Origin of the sequence: Rhizobium sp. BK008, from assembly GCF_014197345.1 — a bacterium.
Taxonomy (GTDB): Bacteria; Pseudomonadota; Alphaproteobacteria; order Rhizobiales; family Rhizobiaceae; genus Rhizobium; species Rhizobium anhuiense.
The window spans coordinates 219114-235359 of sequence record NZ_JACIFK010000008.1; the positions used below are offsets into that span (position 1 = coordinate 219114).

Below are 16246 nucleotides of genomic sequence, written 5' to 3' on the forward strand. Positions count from 1 at the left end.
TGGCCTACCCCTTGAATGAAGGCTGACCCAGCCGGGATTGGCGCGGGTTCAATGCCCGGCGTCGTGAGCCGCCTCGTTCAGCAGGCCGAAGACGTAGTCCGAGAACGACCGCCAGCATTCCACCCGGAACGTGTCTTCTTCCGTGCGGAAAAGCACGATCTCCGCCTTGCCCAGGATCGTGCGCGATGCGGCTCCGACCGGAAAGGCAGCAAGCGACAGATCCTGCGGGCAGCCGGCCGAAAGCGTTGCCTCCGCACCCGGTCCCGAGACGATGATCGCGACATTGCGGTGGGACACGTCGGTCGCCGAATGCAGCGCGCCGGCACCGGAAAATGCCGCCATCAGGTCGGCGCCGTCCTCATCGATGACAAGCCATTCGTCCGGCCCGATCCACAGCGCCGAGCGGGCGCCATCCCGGCCGGATGTTTTCGGGGCGGCCGGCACAGACAGGCCGAGAGCAGCGGAAAGTGCTGCGAGCGATTCCGCCGGCGCGCGCAGCGCCACCCGGCTGGCAGCGGGTGCGGTCGTCAGCCGCACCGTTGCGGAGCCGCCGAGACGGCCGGCAAGCGCCGGTTTGCGAATTGCGACTTCAGCCATGGATCCGGCCTCCTTCCTTGTCAAAGAATACCAGATCCGTCACTTCGACGGCGATCGTCCGATCCGGCATCGGCACATAGAGCGTTTCGCCCATCCGCGCCCGGCCGCCGGCGACGAGTGCAAAGGCGATCGACCTGTCGCAATTGTCCGACCAGTAAGCTGATGTGACGTGGCCGAGCATGGTCATCGGCTTCGGCTCGTTCGGGCTCGCGACGATCTGCGCGCCTTCTTCGAGCACCAGCTTCGGGTCCTTGGTGACGAGGCCGACAAGCTGCTTGCGCCCGTCCTTGACGAGATCCGGCCGCTTCAATCCGCGAATGCCGACGAAATCCGTCTTTTTCTTCGAAACCGCCCAGGAAAGTCCGGCGTCATCGGGGGTCACGGTTCCATCGGTGTCCTGCCCGACGATGATGTAACCCTTCTCGGCGCGAAGCACGTGCATCGTCTCCGTGCCGTAGACGCAGGCGCCGAGCGGTTCGGCATTGGCCCAGACCGCTTCGAGCACCGACTGGCCGTAGTCGGCCGGCACGTTGATTTCGAAGCCGGTTTCGCCGGTGAACGAGACGCGGAAGAGCCGCGCCGGCACCCCGCAGACCGTGCACTCGGCAACGCTCATATGCGGGAAGGCCTCGTTCGAAAGATCGAGCCCTTCGACCAGCGGCGCGACGATCTCGCGCGCCTTCGGCCCCTGCACGGCGATGACAGCCCATTGCTCGGTCACCGAGGTCAGCCATACCTTCAGATCCGGGAATTCCGTCTGCAGGTAATCTTCCATGTGGTGCAGGACGCGCGGCGCGCCGCCGGTCGTCGTCGTGACATGGAAACGGTCGTCCGCCAGGCGTCCGACGACACCGTCGTCATAAACGAAGCCGTCCTCGCGGGTCATGATGCCGTAGCGGGCCTTACCGGGCTTCAACGTATCCCAGGCATTGGTGTAGATGAGGTTGAGGAACTTCGCCGCATCCGGACCGACCACCTCGATCTTGCCGAGCGTCGAGGCGTCGAAGATACCGGCCGACTCGCGCGCCGTCCGGCATTCGCGTGCAACCGCCTGATGCATGGTCTCGCCAGCCCGCGGATAGAACCAGGCGCGCTTCCAGTTGCCGACATCTTCGAAGACCGCGCCATGGGCCTCCTCCCAATCGTGCAGCGGCGTCTTGCGCGTCGGGTCGAACAGCTCACCACGCGAATGGCCGATCAGCGTACCGTAGGTGACCGGCGTATAGGGCGCACGGAACGTGGTGAGCCCCACCTGCGGGATTTCCTTGCCGAGCATTTCGGCGGCAATCGCCAGGCCATGCATGTTGGAGAGCTTGCCCTGGTCCGAGGCCATGCCGTTGGTCGTGAAGCGCTTGATATGCTCGATCGAATGCATGCCTTCGCGCACGGCAAGGCGGATATCCTTGGCGCAGACGTCGTGCTGGAAATCGATGAAGGCCTTGGCGTTGGTCTTCGGACCGGCGCCTTCGGCAGCGCCGATCATGCCGCCCGTCCAGTCATAGGCCTGCTCGGCCGAAATTGCGATCTTCTCGCCGCTGCTTTTGCCGGTGGCCTGCGCCATCAGCTCGCCGGCGGCAAGCGATTCCTCGATCGTCCGCTGCAGGTCGTCGGTGCCGTTGCAGGCACCGACCGAAAGGCAATCCTGCGCGTAAGAGCCGGGCAGGAAACGCTGGCTTTCGGCATCGAAGGCCACCTTGCCGCGCGACTGCGAGAAGAGATGGACGGACGGCGTCCAGCCGGCCGAAACCAGGAGCGCATCGACCGCGATCTTGCGCGATGAACCGCCGCCGTTGCGCGCCACCGTCATCGATGAGATGCGCAGCCGTCCCGCGGTGTTGATAACAGACTGGCCTGTGAGAACATCGATGCCGAGCGCACGCGCCTCTTCCAGCACCGCCGCGCCCGGCGCTTGCCTGCTGTCGACGATGGCGGCGATCGAAACACCGGCCCGTTTCAGATCGAAAGCCGCTTCATAGGCTGAATCGTGCGCCGTGTAGATGCCGACCTTGGTGCCGACGGCGACGCCGTAATGATTGAGATACATCCGCCCCGCCGAGGCGAGCATGATGCCCGGCCGGTCGTTGTTCGGAAATACCATGTGCCGCTCGATCGCGCCGGTGGCGAGGATGACCCGCTTGGCCCGGACCTGCCAGAGCCGCTCGCGCGACAGATCGTGGGAGGGCTTGGCGATATGGTCGGTGACACGCTCGGCAAGACCGACGAAATTGTGGTTGTAGTAGCCGAAGGCGGTCGTGCGGGTGAGCACTTCGACATTGTCCATCGCCTTCAGCCGCGCCACGGCCTTCTGGGCCCAGGCATAGCCGTCCTGTCCGTCGATCGTCACGCCGGCATCGTAGCGCAACGCACCGCCGGCTTCCGCCTGCTCGTCGCAAAGGATCACCCGGGCACCGGTCTCAGCCGCAGCCAACGCAGCCGAAAGCCCGGCAACGCCGGCGCCGACCACCAGCACGTCGCAATGGGCATAGCGGCTGGCATAATGGTCCGGATCCTCTTCCGTCGGCGCGACCCCGAGGCCGGCGGCGCGACGGATGAGCGGTTCGTAGACGTGTTTCCAGGCGGCGCGCGGCCACATGAAGGTCTTGTAGTAGAAACCGGCGGCGAAGAACGGCGACATCAGATTGTTGACGGCGCCGACATCGAAGGCGAGCGAGGGCCAGCGGTTCTGGGAGTTGACGATCATGCCGTCAAAAACTTCCTGCACGGTGGCGCGCACGTTCGGCTGCTTGCGCGCCGTATCACGGGCGACGTCGATCAGCGCGTTCGGCTCCTCGGCCCCTGCAGACAGAATACCGCGGGCCCGGTGATATTTGAACGAGCGTCCCAGAAGATGCACATCGTTAGCGATCAGCGCCGAGGCGACGGTATCACCTTCGAGCGCCGTATAGCTCTTTCCGTCGAAGCTGAAGCGGGCGGTCTTGGCCGGTGTCAGGCGCCCCTTGCCGGCGATACGGTTCACGCCGCTCATTGCGCCTCTCCTTCCACGGCTTCATATGTCTCGACAGGCCCATGCTGCCTGGCCGCAGCCCCGATCTCAGGCTTCGGCTCGCCCGCCTTGTAGGTCACGATGAACTTGTCGGTCACCGTATCTCGCGCCGCGTTGAAGAAACGCCCGCAGCCGTGAATGTGTCGCCAACGTTCGAAGATCAGCCCCTTCGGATTGTCGCGCAGAAAGAAGTAGGCCTCGAATTCCTCGTCCGAGATCGAGGCGATCTCGGCGGGCCGCGCGATATGCGCGTCACCCGCGCCGCGGAATTCGAGCTCGGAACGCTCTTCCTGACAGTAAGGGCAATGGATCAGCAGCATGTGGGATTTCCTTCTCCTCCCCTTCTCCCCAGCAGAGAGAAGGTGCCTGAAAGGCGGATGAGGGGGTAAGCGACGAAAGGAGTGAGCGTCCGAGGCTCAGCCATAACATTTGTCATCAGTGCGCCACCGCCGCCGCCGCTGCTTCGTCGATCAGCCGGCCGCTGCGAAAACGCTCCAGCGTCAGCCCGGCATTGAATTTATGCGGCTCGTCGCGGGCAATCAGATGCGCGAAGAGATTGGCCGAGCCTGGCGTCGCCTTGAAACCGCCGGTGCCCCAGCCGCAATTGACGTAGAGCCCGGGAACCGGCGTCTTCGACTGGATCGCCGAACGATCCGGCGTATTGTCGACGATGCCGCCCCATTGCCGCATCATCTTGACGCGCCGGAACATCGGGAAGAGCTCGCAGATGGCATCGAGCGTGTGGGTGATGATCTGCAGCCCGCCGGTCTGGGAATAGGAATTATACTGGTCGGTGCCGGCGCCGATGACCAGCTCTCCCTTGTCGGACTGGGAGATATAGGCATGCACCGTGTTTGACATGACGACGCAGGGAAAGATCGGCTTCAACGGCTCGGAGACCAGCGCCTGCAGCGGGCTCGATTGCAGCGGCACACGCACGCCGGCCATCTGCATGACAGTTGTCGTATGGCCGGCCGCCGACACGGCGACCTTCTTGGCGCCGATGAAACCGCGCGAGGTCTCGACCCCGGTCACCCGTCCGTCCGCACCGCGCCGGATCCCGGTCACTTCACAATTCTGGATGATGTGCACGCCGCGGTCCGAGGCCGCTCGCGCATAACCCCAGGCGACCGCGTCGTGCCGCGCCGTGCCGCCGCGGCGCTGCAGTGCTGCGCCGTTGATCGGGTAGCGCGCGCTGGCCGAGATATCGAGCGGCGGACAATAGGCCTTCGCCTGCTCCGGCGTCAGCCATTCATTGTCGATGCCGTAGAGCCGGTTGGCATGGATATGCCGCTTGAAGGACTGCTGGTCGTGAATATTGTGCGAAAGCATCATCACGCCGCGCGGCGAATACATCACATTGTAGTTGAGCTCCTGGGAAAGCCCTTCCCAGAGCTTCATCGAATGCTCGTAGATCTGCATGCTCTCTTCATAGAGATAGTTCGAGCGGATGATGGTGGTGTTGCGCCCGGTATTGCCGCCGCCGAGCCAGCCCTTCTCGATCACCGCAACATTGGTGATGCCGTGTTCCTTGGCGAGGTAGTAGGCGGCACCCAGCCCGTGGCCGCCGGCGCCGATGATGACGACGTCGTATTCAGCGCGCGGCTCAGGCGAAGTCCACTGCTTCTCCCAGCCCTTGTGGCCACGAAGGGCCTCCCGCGCCACGGCAAAAACCGAATATTTCCGCATCCGCCTTCTTCTCCTTCGGGCAAGGGGCTGTTCTCCGCGCCCATACAAATCGCAAATCCAAATGCGGCACAACGGTTCTTTTGCGACGCGCGAGAGCTTTGCTTTTGACACTAAACGACATGATGGCGAAAAACTGCGCGGTTTTCGGTCGACGCCATGCTCTGCCTCCTCCGTCCTAGCCCAACAGGGTGAGAAGACAAGCAATTGCTAAAATGCTAATCATCGCATGTTCTGGGGTATGTGTATCATGTGGGGTTGGCGCTCAGTATCAGTCGCGACGCTTTGCGTCGCGTTAAGCAGCGCATGGCCGGCACCCGCCGCCGAGCCGGTCGGCCAGGCTGTCGTCATCAAGACCGAGGTGACGGGACAAAGCGGCCCGATCGAGGTCGACACCAAAGTTCATCGCAACGAGCGCATCAAGACATCGCAATCGGGGCTCGGCCAGTTCCTGTTTCGTGACGGCACGAAGCTCGCGGTCGGCTGGGGTTCGTCGGTTGTCATCGACAAATATGTCTTCGATGATTCCCAATCGGTCAAGAAACTGACCATCAGAGCGGCAAAAGGGACGTTCCGCTGGGTCAGCGGCAGTTCCAACTCCTCGGCCTACCAGATCCTGACGCCGGCCGGCACGATCGGCGTACGCGGCACCGCTTTCGATTTCTACGTCGGCCCTGACGGCACGACCGCCGTCGTGCTGCTGAACGGCGCGGCCCAGTTTTGCGGCCCGGGCGGCTGCCGGCAGTTGCAGCAGCGCTGCGATTGCGTGGTGGCCAAGCCGAACGGCAATATGTCGGCGGCACGCCGGGTCGATCCCAGTGTTCTCGAGACGCTCGGAAATCCGCGCGCCCTCCCCTTCCTCTCCGGCAATCAGCGACTTTCGGGCGGCATCGGCATGCTCGGCGGCTGCAATGTGGCCTCCGTCGCGCCGGACAGAAAAGAGAGAAACCGGCCCTCGCCTCCGTCTTCAACCGAGCCGGCGCCCAATCCGCAGCGACAAGATCCGCCGCAGCGGCAGGCCGAGCCGCAGAAAGAGCGGCCGGCCACGCCCGACAAGCCCGACAAGCCTGACAAGCCGCATCACGACAAACCGGATAAACCCGATAAGCATGATGGCCGTGGCCGGCATGAACATCACGATCAGCACGATGATCACGACTATCACGATCGAGGGGATCATCGGGATCGTGACCGCGATCACGATAAAGATCGGGATCACAACAGGGATCGGAACCATGGCAAGGGCTGGGGCCTCAATCGCAACCGCTGACGCCCTCAGTCGGCCGCACTCTTCTCCAATCCATCGGGCGCCTCGCGAAAATGATCCGTCCTGCCGGATATTCGTTGATAGAATTCCGCCAGGCCGTCGATCACCTGCACCGCCCTGAGCTTTGCCGTGCCGATAAGCTTGCGGGTGTTCTTCGAATGCGAAAGCAGGGCCTGCATCAGTTGCTGATGAACGGCAACAAGTGCTGCAAACTCGGCAGATGCGGCAACACGTTCGTCGCCGACGACGGCAAGGATCTGCGTTCGGCTGCTCTTGCCTTTGAGCGGAATGGCGCCGGCCTCGATCAGCGCCATCCCCTGCACCGACTTTGCCGTGCTGTCGGATATCAGAATATCGAAGCCAACCTCCTTGCAGCATGATTCCAGCCGCGCCGCGACGTTGACGGCGTCGCCGACCGCCGAATAGTTGAAGCGGGTCTTGGCGCCCATATTGCCGACGCAGGCAAGGCCGGTATGAATGCCGATGCCGATCCCGACCTTTTGTTCGGGCCCGAAGCCGAAGGCGTCGCCGGCATTCAATTCGGCCAGCGTCTCGCGCATGGCAAGTGCAGCGCGAACCGCCTTGGTCTCATGATCGGCCACATCGACGGGCGCATTCCAGAATGCCATGATCGAATCGCCGATGAACTTGTCGAGCGTGCCTTCATTGGCCACCACATGGCGGCTCAGCGCATCGAGCAACGTGTTCAGGAACGCGACGACATCCGTCGGCGCCAGCCGCTCGCTGATCTCGGTAAAGCTCCTGACATCGACGAACATCACCGTCAGCTCGCGGTCGTCGCCGCCGAGGCGCAACGCGTCGCGGGTATGCTCGATGCGATGCAGCAGCGACGGAGAAAGATAATGGCCGAAGGCCCGCCGCACCGCCCGCCGCTCCCGGTCGATCACCAGGATCCGGAAGGAGGTCGCGGCAAAATGGATGATCGATCCGCTGACGATTGGAGCCAGCGGATCGAAGAGAAGTCCTGCATAGAGAAACGAGAGCCAGGACGCCACCAACCCCATTGCCGTGATCAGCAGGCCGCAGATCAGCGCGACCGCCGGGCTGACGAAGGTCGTCACCACGACGAGCAGGCATCCGAGCACGGCAATCATCAGGATTTCCAGGCCGTCCGCCCAGTCGGGCCGCGACAGGTAATGACCGGAGAGGATCTGCTCCACAGCCTGCGCATGCAGCGAAACGCCGGGAACGTTCTCGCCGAGCGCGGTGACGCGAATGTCCTGCAGCCCGGCCGCCGACGTGCCGACGAAGACGATGCTGCCGTCGATGGCGGCCGCGACCTCGGGAGCGGCCCCTTCGGCGGCGAGCACCTGCCGGGCGGATATGTACCGCTCGGCCCGGTCGGGACTGACATAGAGCCAGAGTTCGCCCGCCGCCGTCAGCGGCACGACGAAATCCCCGATCTTTGCCGATGTCATGATGCCGGCGCGATCGGGCGCGCCTGACAGCACATAGGTCGACACTCCCTGCGCCACGCGCAGGGCCTCGATCGCCAGATTCGGATAGAGCTGCGTGCCGTCGGTCAGAAACAGCGGCACCGCCCGCACCACCGGCGAGGGATTGCCGGGGTTGAGGCTGATATGACCCAGCCCCGCCGCCTTGGCCTCCAATTGCGGCCTGAGTGGTGTCGAGGCGCGGAGATAGGGTGGAGCCGAGACGGGGCTTTCGCCGGTGAAGGCAAAGCCCGCCTTGACAGGCGGCCGGTAATTGCCCTCGTTGGAAAGACCGAAGCCGAGGACGACGGGTTTCTCGGCAATTGCGCTGGCGAATATCTCGTCATTGTCAGGCAGCTTCTCGGCAAGGGAAGGATCGACGCCGGCAACCTCGCGGACAACGTTGCGCGGCGACAGCCGGTCCGGCTCGGCGAACAGAATATCGAAGGCGATGGCCGCAGCCCCCATCTGCGAAAGCCGGTCCACCAGCAGGGCGATCCGGTCCCGCGGCCATGGCCATTGGCCGAATTCGCGCAACGATGCCTCGTCGATGTCGATCACGCGGACCGGCATCGGCTCGAAGGTTCTGGGAACCAGCCGCTGATACTCGTCGAACGTCACGCCGCGGATCAGCTTGAAAATCCCGGGATCGCCGGCCCGGAGGATCGTCAGCGCAGCCACGATCGCCAGGCCGATAACGACACCGATTTGCTGCACGCGCGTCATCATCTCACCGGGCGTCCCCTCCCACGGCAGACAGGGTAGAGCGGACCGAACCTGCCGTCAGACAGGCTACGCCGCTTTCAGTCCAAACGCCATTCGCACATGCATCCCGAGCAGTGTCTTTTCCGCCTCCCGCATTTCGTTTTCCGGCCGGCGGCCTGCAAACCTCTTCAATACCAACACACCTCCAATTTTGGCCGTGCTTTTGCTTGGATGACAAGGCTTCGACCTTGCTCGGCGCGCGGCGAAATGTTCTTGTAGCGACCGAAAAATCGGATGCTTTCGAGAGCGATGGAGGTCGCCGTGATTTCCGAAACCGCCGCGCGTCGCAGCGGCCACTGGCTGATTGTCGTCGTGCTGGTAATGCTCGCAGGGCTGCCGCTGGCCGTCTGGCTCGATATCAGCGATCTCTCCGGAAACACCCTGCGGCGTCAGGCGCGCGACATGAGCTCGCTGATATCGAGCATCCGCTCCTACTATTCCGCCAATGTCGTGGGGCGCGTGCTGGCCGCCCATGCCAGCGGCGCGACCGAAGGCACGATCGTCTCTCACAACTACGCGAATATACCAGGCGCCATTCCGCTGCCGGCCACATTGTCCCTGGAGCTCGGCGACGTCATTAAGGAACAGCAGGCCAATATCACCTACCGTTTCGTCTCCGACCTGCCGTTCAAGAGCCGCGCCTCTCACGAGCTCGACGACTTCGAGAAGAAATCGCTCGCCGCGTTGCGCGCCAATCCGCAGCAGACGCTGAACGATCTCACCCGCGTCGGATTGACCGACACCTTGCGGTTCATCACCCCCGTCGTCATGGGCCAGGCCTGTGTTGCCTGCCACAATAGCCATCCCGAAAGCCCGAAGACTGATTGGAAGGTGGGCGATGTGCGCGGCATTCAGGAGGTCATCATCCGGCAGCCTTATGCGGGCAACGTCTTCGCCTTCAAATACCTGCTCTGCTATTTTCTTTTCGTCGCCATCATCGGCATCAGCTTCATTCTGCTCCAGCGGCAGCAGGCGCGCGCGATCCATAGCGCCAACCAGGATCTGGAAGCGGCGAACGAGTTTCTCGCCAGCGTTTCGCTGAAGATATCGCGCTATCTCTCGCCGCAGATCTACAAGAGCATCTTCTCCGGACAGAAGGACGTGGTCGTGCATACCGAGCGCAAGCGCCTGACGATCTTCTTCTCCGACATCAAGGATTTCACGGCGACGACCGAGCGCCTGCAGCCGGAAGCGCTGACGGAGATGCTCAACGAATATCTGACCGAAATGTCGAATATTGCCCTGGAGCATGGCGGCACGGTGGACAAGTTCATCGGCGACGCGATGCTGGTCTTCTTCGGCGATCCCGAAACCAAGGGACCGGAGGAGGACGCCAAAGCCTGTCTGCGCATGGCCGTCGCCATGCAGCACCGTCTCGGCGAACTCAAGGACAGATGGCGCAGAAACGGCACCGAAGAGCCCTTCGTCGTCCGCATGGGCATCAACAGCGGCTATTGCAATGTCGGCAATTTCGGCAGCAATGACCGTATGGACTATACGATTATCGGGGCGGAGGCCAATCTCGCGGCCCGGCTGCAATCGATCGCCCAGGGAGGAGAGATCGTCATCAGCTACGAAACCTATGCGCTGGTGAACGAAATCGTCGACGCCCATCCCCTGCCGCCGATCACGATGAAGGGCATCCAGCGCGAAATCGTGCCCTATGCGGTGGATGGGCTGACGCTCGGCGCGGATCACAAGAGCCGTGTTCTCAGCGAGCATCTCTCCGGCCTTGACCTGCATCTGGATATGAGCCGGCTGGAGCCGGCCGACCGCCTCCGGGTCAGGACGGCTCTCAAGGAAGCCATCGCCGCGCTGGATGAAGCCGCGCCCGAAACGGCCGGATCGTGAGCGGATTCGGGGCAGGCGTGATTTTTCCACCTGCCTCCCATATCCATCTGGACTTCCCATACCCGATCTGCTATTCCGCATCACCAATCGCAAGGCTGCGGCCGCGCGAACGTTATTGTTTTGCCTCTGGCCGCTGCGCCGCCTCCGGCATCAACCAACCAAAGGAACGTGATTCTCGTGCAGGTACTTGTCCGCGATAACAATGTTGATCAGGCTCTCCGCGCTCTCAAGAAGAAGATGCAGCGCGAAGGCATTTTCCGCGAAATGAAGATGCGCGACTACTACGAGAAGCCGTCGCAGAAGCGTGCTCGCGAGAAGGCCGAGGCTGTTCGTCGCGTTCGCAAGCTGGCCCGCAAGCGCGCCCAGCGCGAAGGTCTGGTCGCACGCTGAGCGTTGCCGTCGTTTTTTCGACGTTTTCAGATGCATTGTGGCGGGGGCGATGGGTTCGCCGCCGCCTTTTTAGTTTGCCGCTGAAGATCGCATATCCGCGCACCGGATATGCCGCATGGGGAAAGCGAGCCCGAATGGCTGTCAACACCTTCAATCCGTCCCGCGCTTTGCGCTTGCAGAAAACCGCATTCCTGCCCGCCTTGGCGCTGGCGGCGATGTTCGGCCTCGCCGGCTGCGAGACGACCAACACCTCGGATGCCGTGATCCGCATCGACAAGGCGCAAGGTTCGGAAGAGAACATCGCTTCGCTGACGGCTGTTATCAATGCCAATCCGAGAGATCCAGAAGGTTACAACGTCCGCGGCTCCGCCTATGGCCGCGCCGGCGAGTTCCGCCAAGCGTTGAACGATTTCAACACGGCGCTGCAGATCAACCCGCGGTTTTTCCAGGCCTACGCCAACCGCGCCCTTGTCTATCGCAACATGGGCCAGCAGGCTCAGGCGATTGGCGATTACAATGCCGCCCTGCAGATCAATCCGAGCTACGACGTCGCCTATATCGGCCGCGGCAATGTCTATCGCATGGCTGGCCAGGACGATCAGGCTTTCAACGATTTCGACAAGGCGATCCAGCTCGGCACCACCGATGGCCGCGCCTATCACAATCGTGGCCTGATCTATCAGAAGCGCAATCAGCAGGACAAGGCGATCGACGATTTCTCGAAAGCCATCTCGCTCGCGCCGAATTCTGCCGAACCCTATAATGGCCGCGGCATTTCCTATATCGCGCTGAACGACGACGACAACGCCTTTGCCGATTTCAACCATGCGATCGAGCTCAACGGCAACCTCGCCGAATCCTGGGCCAACCAAGCGCTCGTCTACGAACGTCGTGGCGATAAGGCGAAGGCCGCCCGCTCTTATCGCCACGCGATCGGCCTCGATCCCAAATACCAGCCGGCACGCGACGGTCTTGCCCGAGTCGGCGTTGCCCCAGCCGGCTAAGGATATGAATCGGGCGGCCCGAAAACATCGGCCGCCCGTAGCAGCCCCTGCCGATCGCACCGCCCATCGGGGCGCCGGCCAAAGCCCTGAAGATTCAAACGAATCTTGCGGAAGCACCCTGCCGATATCGTCAATGTGAGATTGTGTCGCGCCGGGCGGCGGAAGCGATCCCCGCCAAAAAAAGCAGCCGCGCGCCTCCTTCAGAAGAGACGCCGGAAAAAGCGTCCGTCACCGTCGATCGCGTGTCATACCATGTTGCAACCTGCTCTTGCTCCCCCTAACATGGCGCTGCTTCGATAGCCCGCTATCGGGCGTTCGAACACGTGTTGGGGGCGGTTTGCGAGAGATGCGGATCTTTGCTTTCCTGGCCGCAAGCGAAAACCGTTGCGGGCCACGCGCATTCCGGCGCCGCGCGTCTTTTCAGGCGCGTAAAGGATGCAGTCACCCTGTGAATGGCTGCATAATTGTACCGTTAGATCGATCCGATTTAAGGAATTATGCCGTAGCCCACGTCATGTGGCGCGGCAGATGAAGATCGTCGCACTGTTCTTTCCCAAAGCCTCGATCGGCACCTACCTCGTCGCCATGGCGGTGGCGATCGCACTGCCGATCTTCGCCTTTGTGACGCTGCTTCTGCTGCAGCTGGAAGACAACCAGCGCTCGGCGCTGAGGCGCGAGACGGCCCAGGATGCGCTCGCCCTTTCGCGCATCATTGATCGCCAGCTTCAGGATATGGCAACGACGCTGCGGCTGCTTTCCAGCTCGCCGGAGCTGGAAAATGGCAATCTCGCCGCCTTCCACGAACGCACCGAAACGGCCCTTCGAGACAATACGCTTTTCGTCATCGCCGTCGATCGCAGCGGCCAGCAGTTGTTGAACACACGCCGGGCATTCGGCACACCGCTCGACAAGACGGCGAACATGCCTGCCCTCGAGGCGGTCATGGCTTCCGGTCGCATCGAAGCATCGGACGTCTTTCGCGGCCGGACCAGCGGCGATTGGGTTTATAACGTCACCCTGCCGCGGAAGAACGATCCCGTTGCTGCCCTCATCATTACCCAGGATGCCAAGGATCTGCGCAAGCTCGTGACCACCGAGGGTCTTGCAACCGGCTGGTCGGCTGCCGTCATCGATGACAGCGGCCATGTCGTCGCGGCCACCGGCCCCGCCAATCTAGAACCCGGCACGGCTTTCGATCCGCGCATCCTGCCCGCACTCACCGCGCCGCGTGGCGTCTTCCGGGACGAGGCGATCCTGCCGCACATGCTCCTCGGTTATGCCCAAATCCCAGGTTGGTCGTGGAAGACAGTGATCTGGGGACCGATCGCCCAGGCTTCGATCCTTAGCACCTGGCGTTTCCTCATCATCGGCGGCGTCGCCCTGGTGCTCGTCGCCGTGCTGGGCGCCTATGCCGTCGCAAGGCAGGTGCGTACCACCATCCGCGATATCGCCGAAATGGCGAACCGCATGGGCGAAGGCCATATCGTCTCGCCGGTCGAGACCAGCGTCATCGAGGCGAACCAGGTGGCGATTGCTCTTTCGAATGCCTCTTTCGATCGCAGCCAGACCGAGGACCGACTGCGTTTCGTCATGCATGAGCTCGTCCACCGCACCAAGAATCTTCTGACGCTAGCCCAGGCAATGATGCGCCAGCTCGCCAAGCAGTCCGACAGCGTCGAGACCTTCCGCGCCGCCGTCGCCGACCGCCTCGAGGGGTTGGTGCGTTCGATCGAGCTCCTGACCAGCGAGCAATGGGGCGGGGTGTCGCTGCGACGGGTGGTCGACATTCATCTGCAGGCCTTCCCGCAATCGCGCGAGCAGATCGACATCAGCGGGCAAGACTTCGTGCTGAAGCCGGATGCCGTGCAGAATCTCGGCCTCGCTTTGCATGAACTTGCCACCAATTCGGTGAAATACGGCGCGCTCTCGGTGCCGCAAGGCCGCGTCCGCTTCGAATGGCGCGATATCAGGGAGGAAGACAAGCCGGATGCCCTGCTCCGCTTCACCTGGGAGGAGCAAGGCGGCCCGACGGTCACCGAGCCATCACGCTCGGGCTTCGGCACGACCGTGATCAAAGCCCATGCCGCCTCCGCCTTCCGCGGCACGGTTGAGATCGATTTCCGCCCCGAAGGTCTGCTGTGGGTGCTGACGGCGCAACGCGCCACGCTGGAGCGGGAATAGAGCGCTGCGCGTCTCTGCAGACGCGCTGTCACTTTGAATCTGCGCCCGGAACAATCGCTATTTCCACCCGTTTCGGACAGGTCGTTCCAAAGGAGAAAGGCCATGTTCAAGCAAATCATGATCGCAGCCGCGGCACTGACGGCCGCTGCCTGGGCGAGCCCGGCGGGCGCGGAAAACTATGTCACGCTTGGCCGTCTGGTCTGCGGATCGGATGGCGGCCAGGGTCTGATCGTCACCTCGCAGAAGAACCTCATCTGCACCTACACACCGGCATCCGGCAGCGCCAAGGCGGTCTATGCCGGAAAGATCGAGAAATTCGGGCTCGATATCGGCCAGACCGGCAAGAGCGTCATGATCTGGCAGGTGCTGGCAAAGACCGGCACGGATATCCCGCAATTCGCCCTCGCCGGCGAATATTACGGGATCGGCGCCGATGCGAGCATCGGTGCAGGCGCCGGCGCCAAGGTCATCGCCGGCGGCACCGACAAGGCCTTCGTGCTGCAGCCGTTGAACGTTCAGGCGCAGGAAGGTTTGAATCTGGCGATCGGCGTCGAGAAGATGACGCTGGTGCCGGGCGAGACCTGAGGAAACTAGCCAGGTCTGCCGCAAATCGAACAGCCGCCCCGAGGGCGGCTGCATCTTTGTCGATCAATGCGCGATCGCCTTGTTGATATCCTCGGTCATCTTCTTCGCGTCACCGAGCAGCATCATCGTGCCGTCCTTATAGAACAGCGTATTGTCGATACCCGCATAGCCCGAGCCGAGCGAGCGCTTGACGAAGAGGCAGGTCTTTGCCCGGTCGACATCGAGGATCGGCATGCCGTAGATCGGCGAGGTCTTGTCGTCGCGCGCCGCCGGATTGGTGACGTCATTGGCGCCGATGACATAGGCGACATCGGCCTGAGCGAATTCCGAATTGATGTCCTCGAGCTCGAAGACTTCGTCATAGGGAACGTTGGCTTCGGCGAGCAGCACGTTCATGTGGCCGGGCATGCGGCCTGCGACCGGATGGATCGCATATTTCACCTCGACGCCGTTTTTCTTCAGATTGTCGGCGAGCTCACGCAATGCATGCTGGGCCTGGGCGACCGCCATGCCGTATCCCGGCACGATGATGACCTTTGAAGCATTCGCCATCAGATAGGCTGCATCCTCGGCCGAGCCGAGCTTCACCGTCCTGTCGGATGTGTCCGGCCCGCCGATGGCCGTCTCACCCCCGAAACCGCCGAGGATGACGGAGACGAAGGAGCGGTTCATGCCCTTGCACATGATGTAGGAGAGGATCGCGCCGGAGGAGCCGACAAGCGCGCCGGTGATGATCAGCGCCAGATTGCCGAGCGTGAAGCCGATCCCGGCCGCGGCCCAGCCCGAGTAGGAATTCAGCATCGAGACGACGACGGGCATATCGGCCCCGCCGATCGGCACGATCAGCAGAACGCCGAGCGCCAGCGACAGTGCCACGACGGCCCAGAAGTCGAAATGGCTTTCGGTGGCGGCAAGCCCGATGATGAAGAGCACGATCAGCACCAGCAGGCTGGCATTGATCACATGCCGGTAGGGCAGCAGGATCGGCTTGCCGGACATGCGTCCGTCGAGCTTCAGAAAGGCGATGATCGAGCCGGTGAAAGTCAGCGCTCCGATCGCCACGCCGAGCGCCATTTCGACACGCGCCTCGGTGTGAATGTGGCCGATCTCACCGATGCCGAAGGAGGCAGGCGTATAGAGTGCGGAGGCCGCGACCAGTACGGCCGCAAGGCCGACCAGCGAATGGAAACCGGCGACGAGTTGCGGCATCGAGGTCATGGCGATGGTGCGGGCGACATAGGCGCCGACGCTGCCGCCGATGGCGAGGCCGAGGACGATCAGCACGAAGCCGCCAAAATTCGGCGTCGCCAGCACGAGCGTCGTCAGGATTGCGATCCCCATGCCGATCATGCCGTAGAGATTGCCCTTGCGGCTGGTGGCCGGATGCGACAGGCCCCGCAGCGCCAGGATGAAGAGAACGCCGGAGACGAGGTAGAGAAAGGCTGCGATATTGGTCATCGGT

The 16246-nt window shown here is 62.7% G+C and carries 12 protein-coding genes; 6 read left to right on the top strand and 6 right to left on the bottom strand.

Annotated elements, in window-relative coordinates; genetic code table 11:
- Window positions 1-48 precede the first annotated feature (48 nt).
- The 4 genes from soxG to FHT69_RS27070 all read right to left on the bottom strand — a co-directional run bounded on the left by soxG (window position 49) and on the right by FHT69_RS27070 (window position 5290).
- Window positions 49-597 carry a sarcosine oxidase subunit gamma family protein gene (soxG, locus tag FHT69_RS27055; RefSeq protein WP_183906201.1) on the bottom strand — a complete coding sequence of 183 codons (549 nt, stop codon included), beginning with the start codon at window positions 595-597 and terminating at the stop codon, window positions 49-51.
- Window positions 590-3583, bottom strand: a complete 2994-nt coding sequence (locus FHT69_RS27060) for a sarcosine oxidase subunit alpha (protein ID WP_183906202.1) — start codon at window positions 3581-3583, stop codon at window positions 590-592. Before FHT69_RS27060 ends, soxG begins: the two co-directional genes overlap by 8 nt.
- The gene (locus tag FHT69_RS27065; RefSeq protein WP_063475313.1) at window positions 3580-3921 is read right to left on the bottom strand and encodes a sarcosine oxidase subunit delta; all 342 of its coding nucleotides are present in this window, start codon (window positions 3919-3921) and stop codon (window positions 3580-3582) included. The genes FHT69_RS27060 and FHT69_RS27065 overlap by 4 nt, the downstream gene beginning before the upstream one ends.
- Window positions 3922-4036: 115 nt before the next feature.
- The gene (locus FHT69_RS27070) at window positions 4037-5290 is read right to left on the bottom strand and encodes a sarcosine oxidase subunit beta family protein (RefSeq protein WP_183906203.1); all 1254 of its coding nucleotides are present in this window, start codon (window positions 5288-5290) and stop codon (window positions 4037-4039) included.
- A gap of 247 nt (window positions 5291-5537) precedes the next feature.
- On the opposite strand from FHT69_RS27070, the gene FHT69_RS27075 reads away from it, so the two are divergent.
- Window positions 5538-6557 (top strand): FecR domain-containing protein, encoded by a 1020-nt coding sequence (locus tag FHT69_RS27075; RefSeq protein ID WP_127430731.1) that lies wholly within the window; start codon window positions 5538-5540, stop codon window positions 6555-6557.
- Between the two features lie 5 nt (window positions 6558-6562).
- On the opposite strand, the gene FHT69_RS27080 is transcribed toward FHT69_RS27075, so the two are convergent.
- Window positions 6563-8734 carry a CHASE2 domain-containing protein gene (locus FHT69_RS27080; RefSeq protein ID WP_168332559.1) on the bottom strand — a complete coding sequence of 724 codons (2172 nt, stop codon included), beginning with the start codon at window positions 8732-8734 and terminating at the stop codon, window positions 6563-6565.
- 288 nt (window positions 8735-9022) lie between these two features.
- On the opposite strand from FHT69_RS27080, the gene FHT69_RS27085 reads away from it, so the two are divergent.
- From FHT69_RS27085 to FHT69_RS27105, 5 genes are all read left to right on the top strand, one after another.
- Complete coding sequence (locus FHT69_RS27085; protein WP_168332560.1) at window positions 9023-10624, top strand: adenylate/guanylate cyclase domain-containing protein; 1602 nt, start codon at window positions 9023-9025, stop codon at window positions 10622-10624.
- 177 nt (window positions 10625-10801) lie between these two features.
- Window positions 10802-11014: a 30S ribosomal protein S21 gene (rpsU, locus tag FHT69_RS27090; protein ID WP_003585885.1), complete on the top strand. Its 213-nt coding sequence runs from the start codon at window positions 10802-10804 to the stop codon at window positions 11012-11014.
- 134 nt (window positions 11015-11148) lie between these two features.
- Window positions 11149-12018, top strand: coding sequence for a tetratricopeptide repeat protein (locus FHT69_RS27095; protein WP_047616361.1), 870 nt, complete (start codon window positions 11149-11151; stop codon window positions 12016-12018).
- A 528-nt stretch (window positions 12019-12546) separates the two neighbouring features.
- Window positions 12547-14199, top strand: a complete 1653-nt coding sequence (locus FHT69_RS27100; protein ID WP_063475310.1) for a sensor histidine kinase — start codon at window positions 12547-12549, stop codon at window positions 14197-14199.
- A 102-nt stretch (window positions 14200-14301) separates the two neighbouring features.
- Window positions 14302-14784 carry a DUF992 domain-containing protein gene (locus FHT69_RS27105; RefSeq protein ID WP_168332544.1) on the top strand — a complete coding sequence of 161 codons (483 nt, stop codon included), beginning with the start codon at window positions 14302-14304 and terminating at the stop codon, window positions 14782-14784.
- A gap of 63 nt (window positions 14785-14847) precedes the next feature.
- Here the strand turns inward: FHT69_RS27105 and FHT69_RS27110 are convergent, their stop codons facing one another.
- Window positions 14848-16242, bottom strand: coding sequence for an NAD(P)(+) transhydrogenase (Re/Si-specific) subunit beta (locus tag FHT69_RS27110; RefSeq protein WP_063475309.1), 1395 nt, complete (start codon window positions 16240-16242; stop codon window positions 14848-14850).
- Between the last annotated feature and the right edge of the window lie 4 nt (window positions 16243-16246).

What these genes read in the sequence shown, in the direction of transcription:
- soxG (WP_183906201.1), bottom strand. Translation starts at nt 597, where the DNA reads ATGGCTGAAGTCGCAATTCGCAAACCGGCGCTTGCCGGCCGTCTCGGC.
- FHT69_RS27060 (WP_183906202.1), bottom strand. Translation starts at nt 3,583, where the DNA reads ATGAGCGGCGTGAACCGTATCGCCGGCAAGGGGCGCCTGACACCGGCC.
- FHT69_RS27065 (WP_063475313.1), bottom strand. Translation starts at nt 3,921, where the DNA reads ATGCTGCTGATCCATTGCCCTTACTGTCAGGAAGAGCGTTCCGAGCTC.
- FHT69_RS27070 (WP_183906203.1), bottom strand. Translation starts at nt 5,290, where the DNA reads ATGCGGAAATATTCGGTTTTTGCCGTGGCGCGGGAGGCCCTTCGTGGC.
- FHT69_RS27075 (WP_127430731.1), top strand. Translation starts at nt 5,538, where the DNA reads ATGTGGGGTTGGCGCTCAGTATCAGTCGCGACGCTTTGCGTCGCGTTA.
- FHT69_RS27080 (WP_168332559.1), bottom strand. Translation starts at nt 8,734, where the DNA reads ATGACGCGCGTGCAGCAAATCGGTGTCGTTATCGGCCTGGCGATCGTG.
- FHT69_RS27085 (WP_168332560.1), top strand. Translation starts at nt 9,023, where the DNA reads ATGGAGGTCGCCGTGATTTCCGAAACCGCCGCGCGTCGCAGCGGCCAC.
- FHT69_RS27095 (WP_047616361.1), top strand. Translation starts at nt 11,149, where the DNA reads ATGGCTGTCAACACCTTCAATCCGTCCCGCGCTTTGCGCTTGCAGAAA.
- FHT69_RS27100 (WP_063475310.1), top strand. Translation starts at nt 12,547, where the DNA reads ATGAAGATCGTCGCACTGTTCTTTCCCAAAGCCTCGATCGGCACCTAC.
- FHT69_RS27105 (WP_168332544.1), top strand. Translation starts at nt 14,302, where the DNA reads ATGTTCAAGCAAATCATGATCGCAGCCGCGGCACTGACGGCCGCTGCC.
- FHT69_RS27110 (WP_063475309.1), bottom strand. Translation starts at nt 16,242, where the DNA reads ATGACCAATATCGCAGCCTTTCTCTACCTCGTCTCCGGCGTTCTCTTC.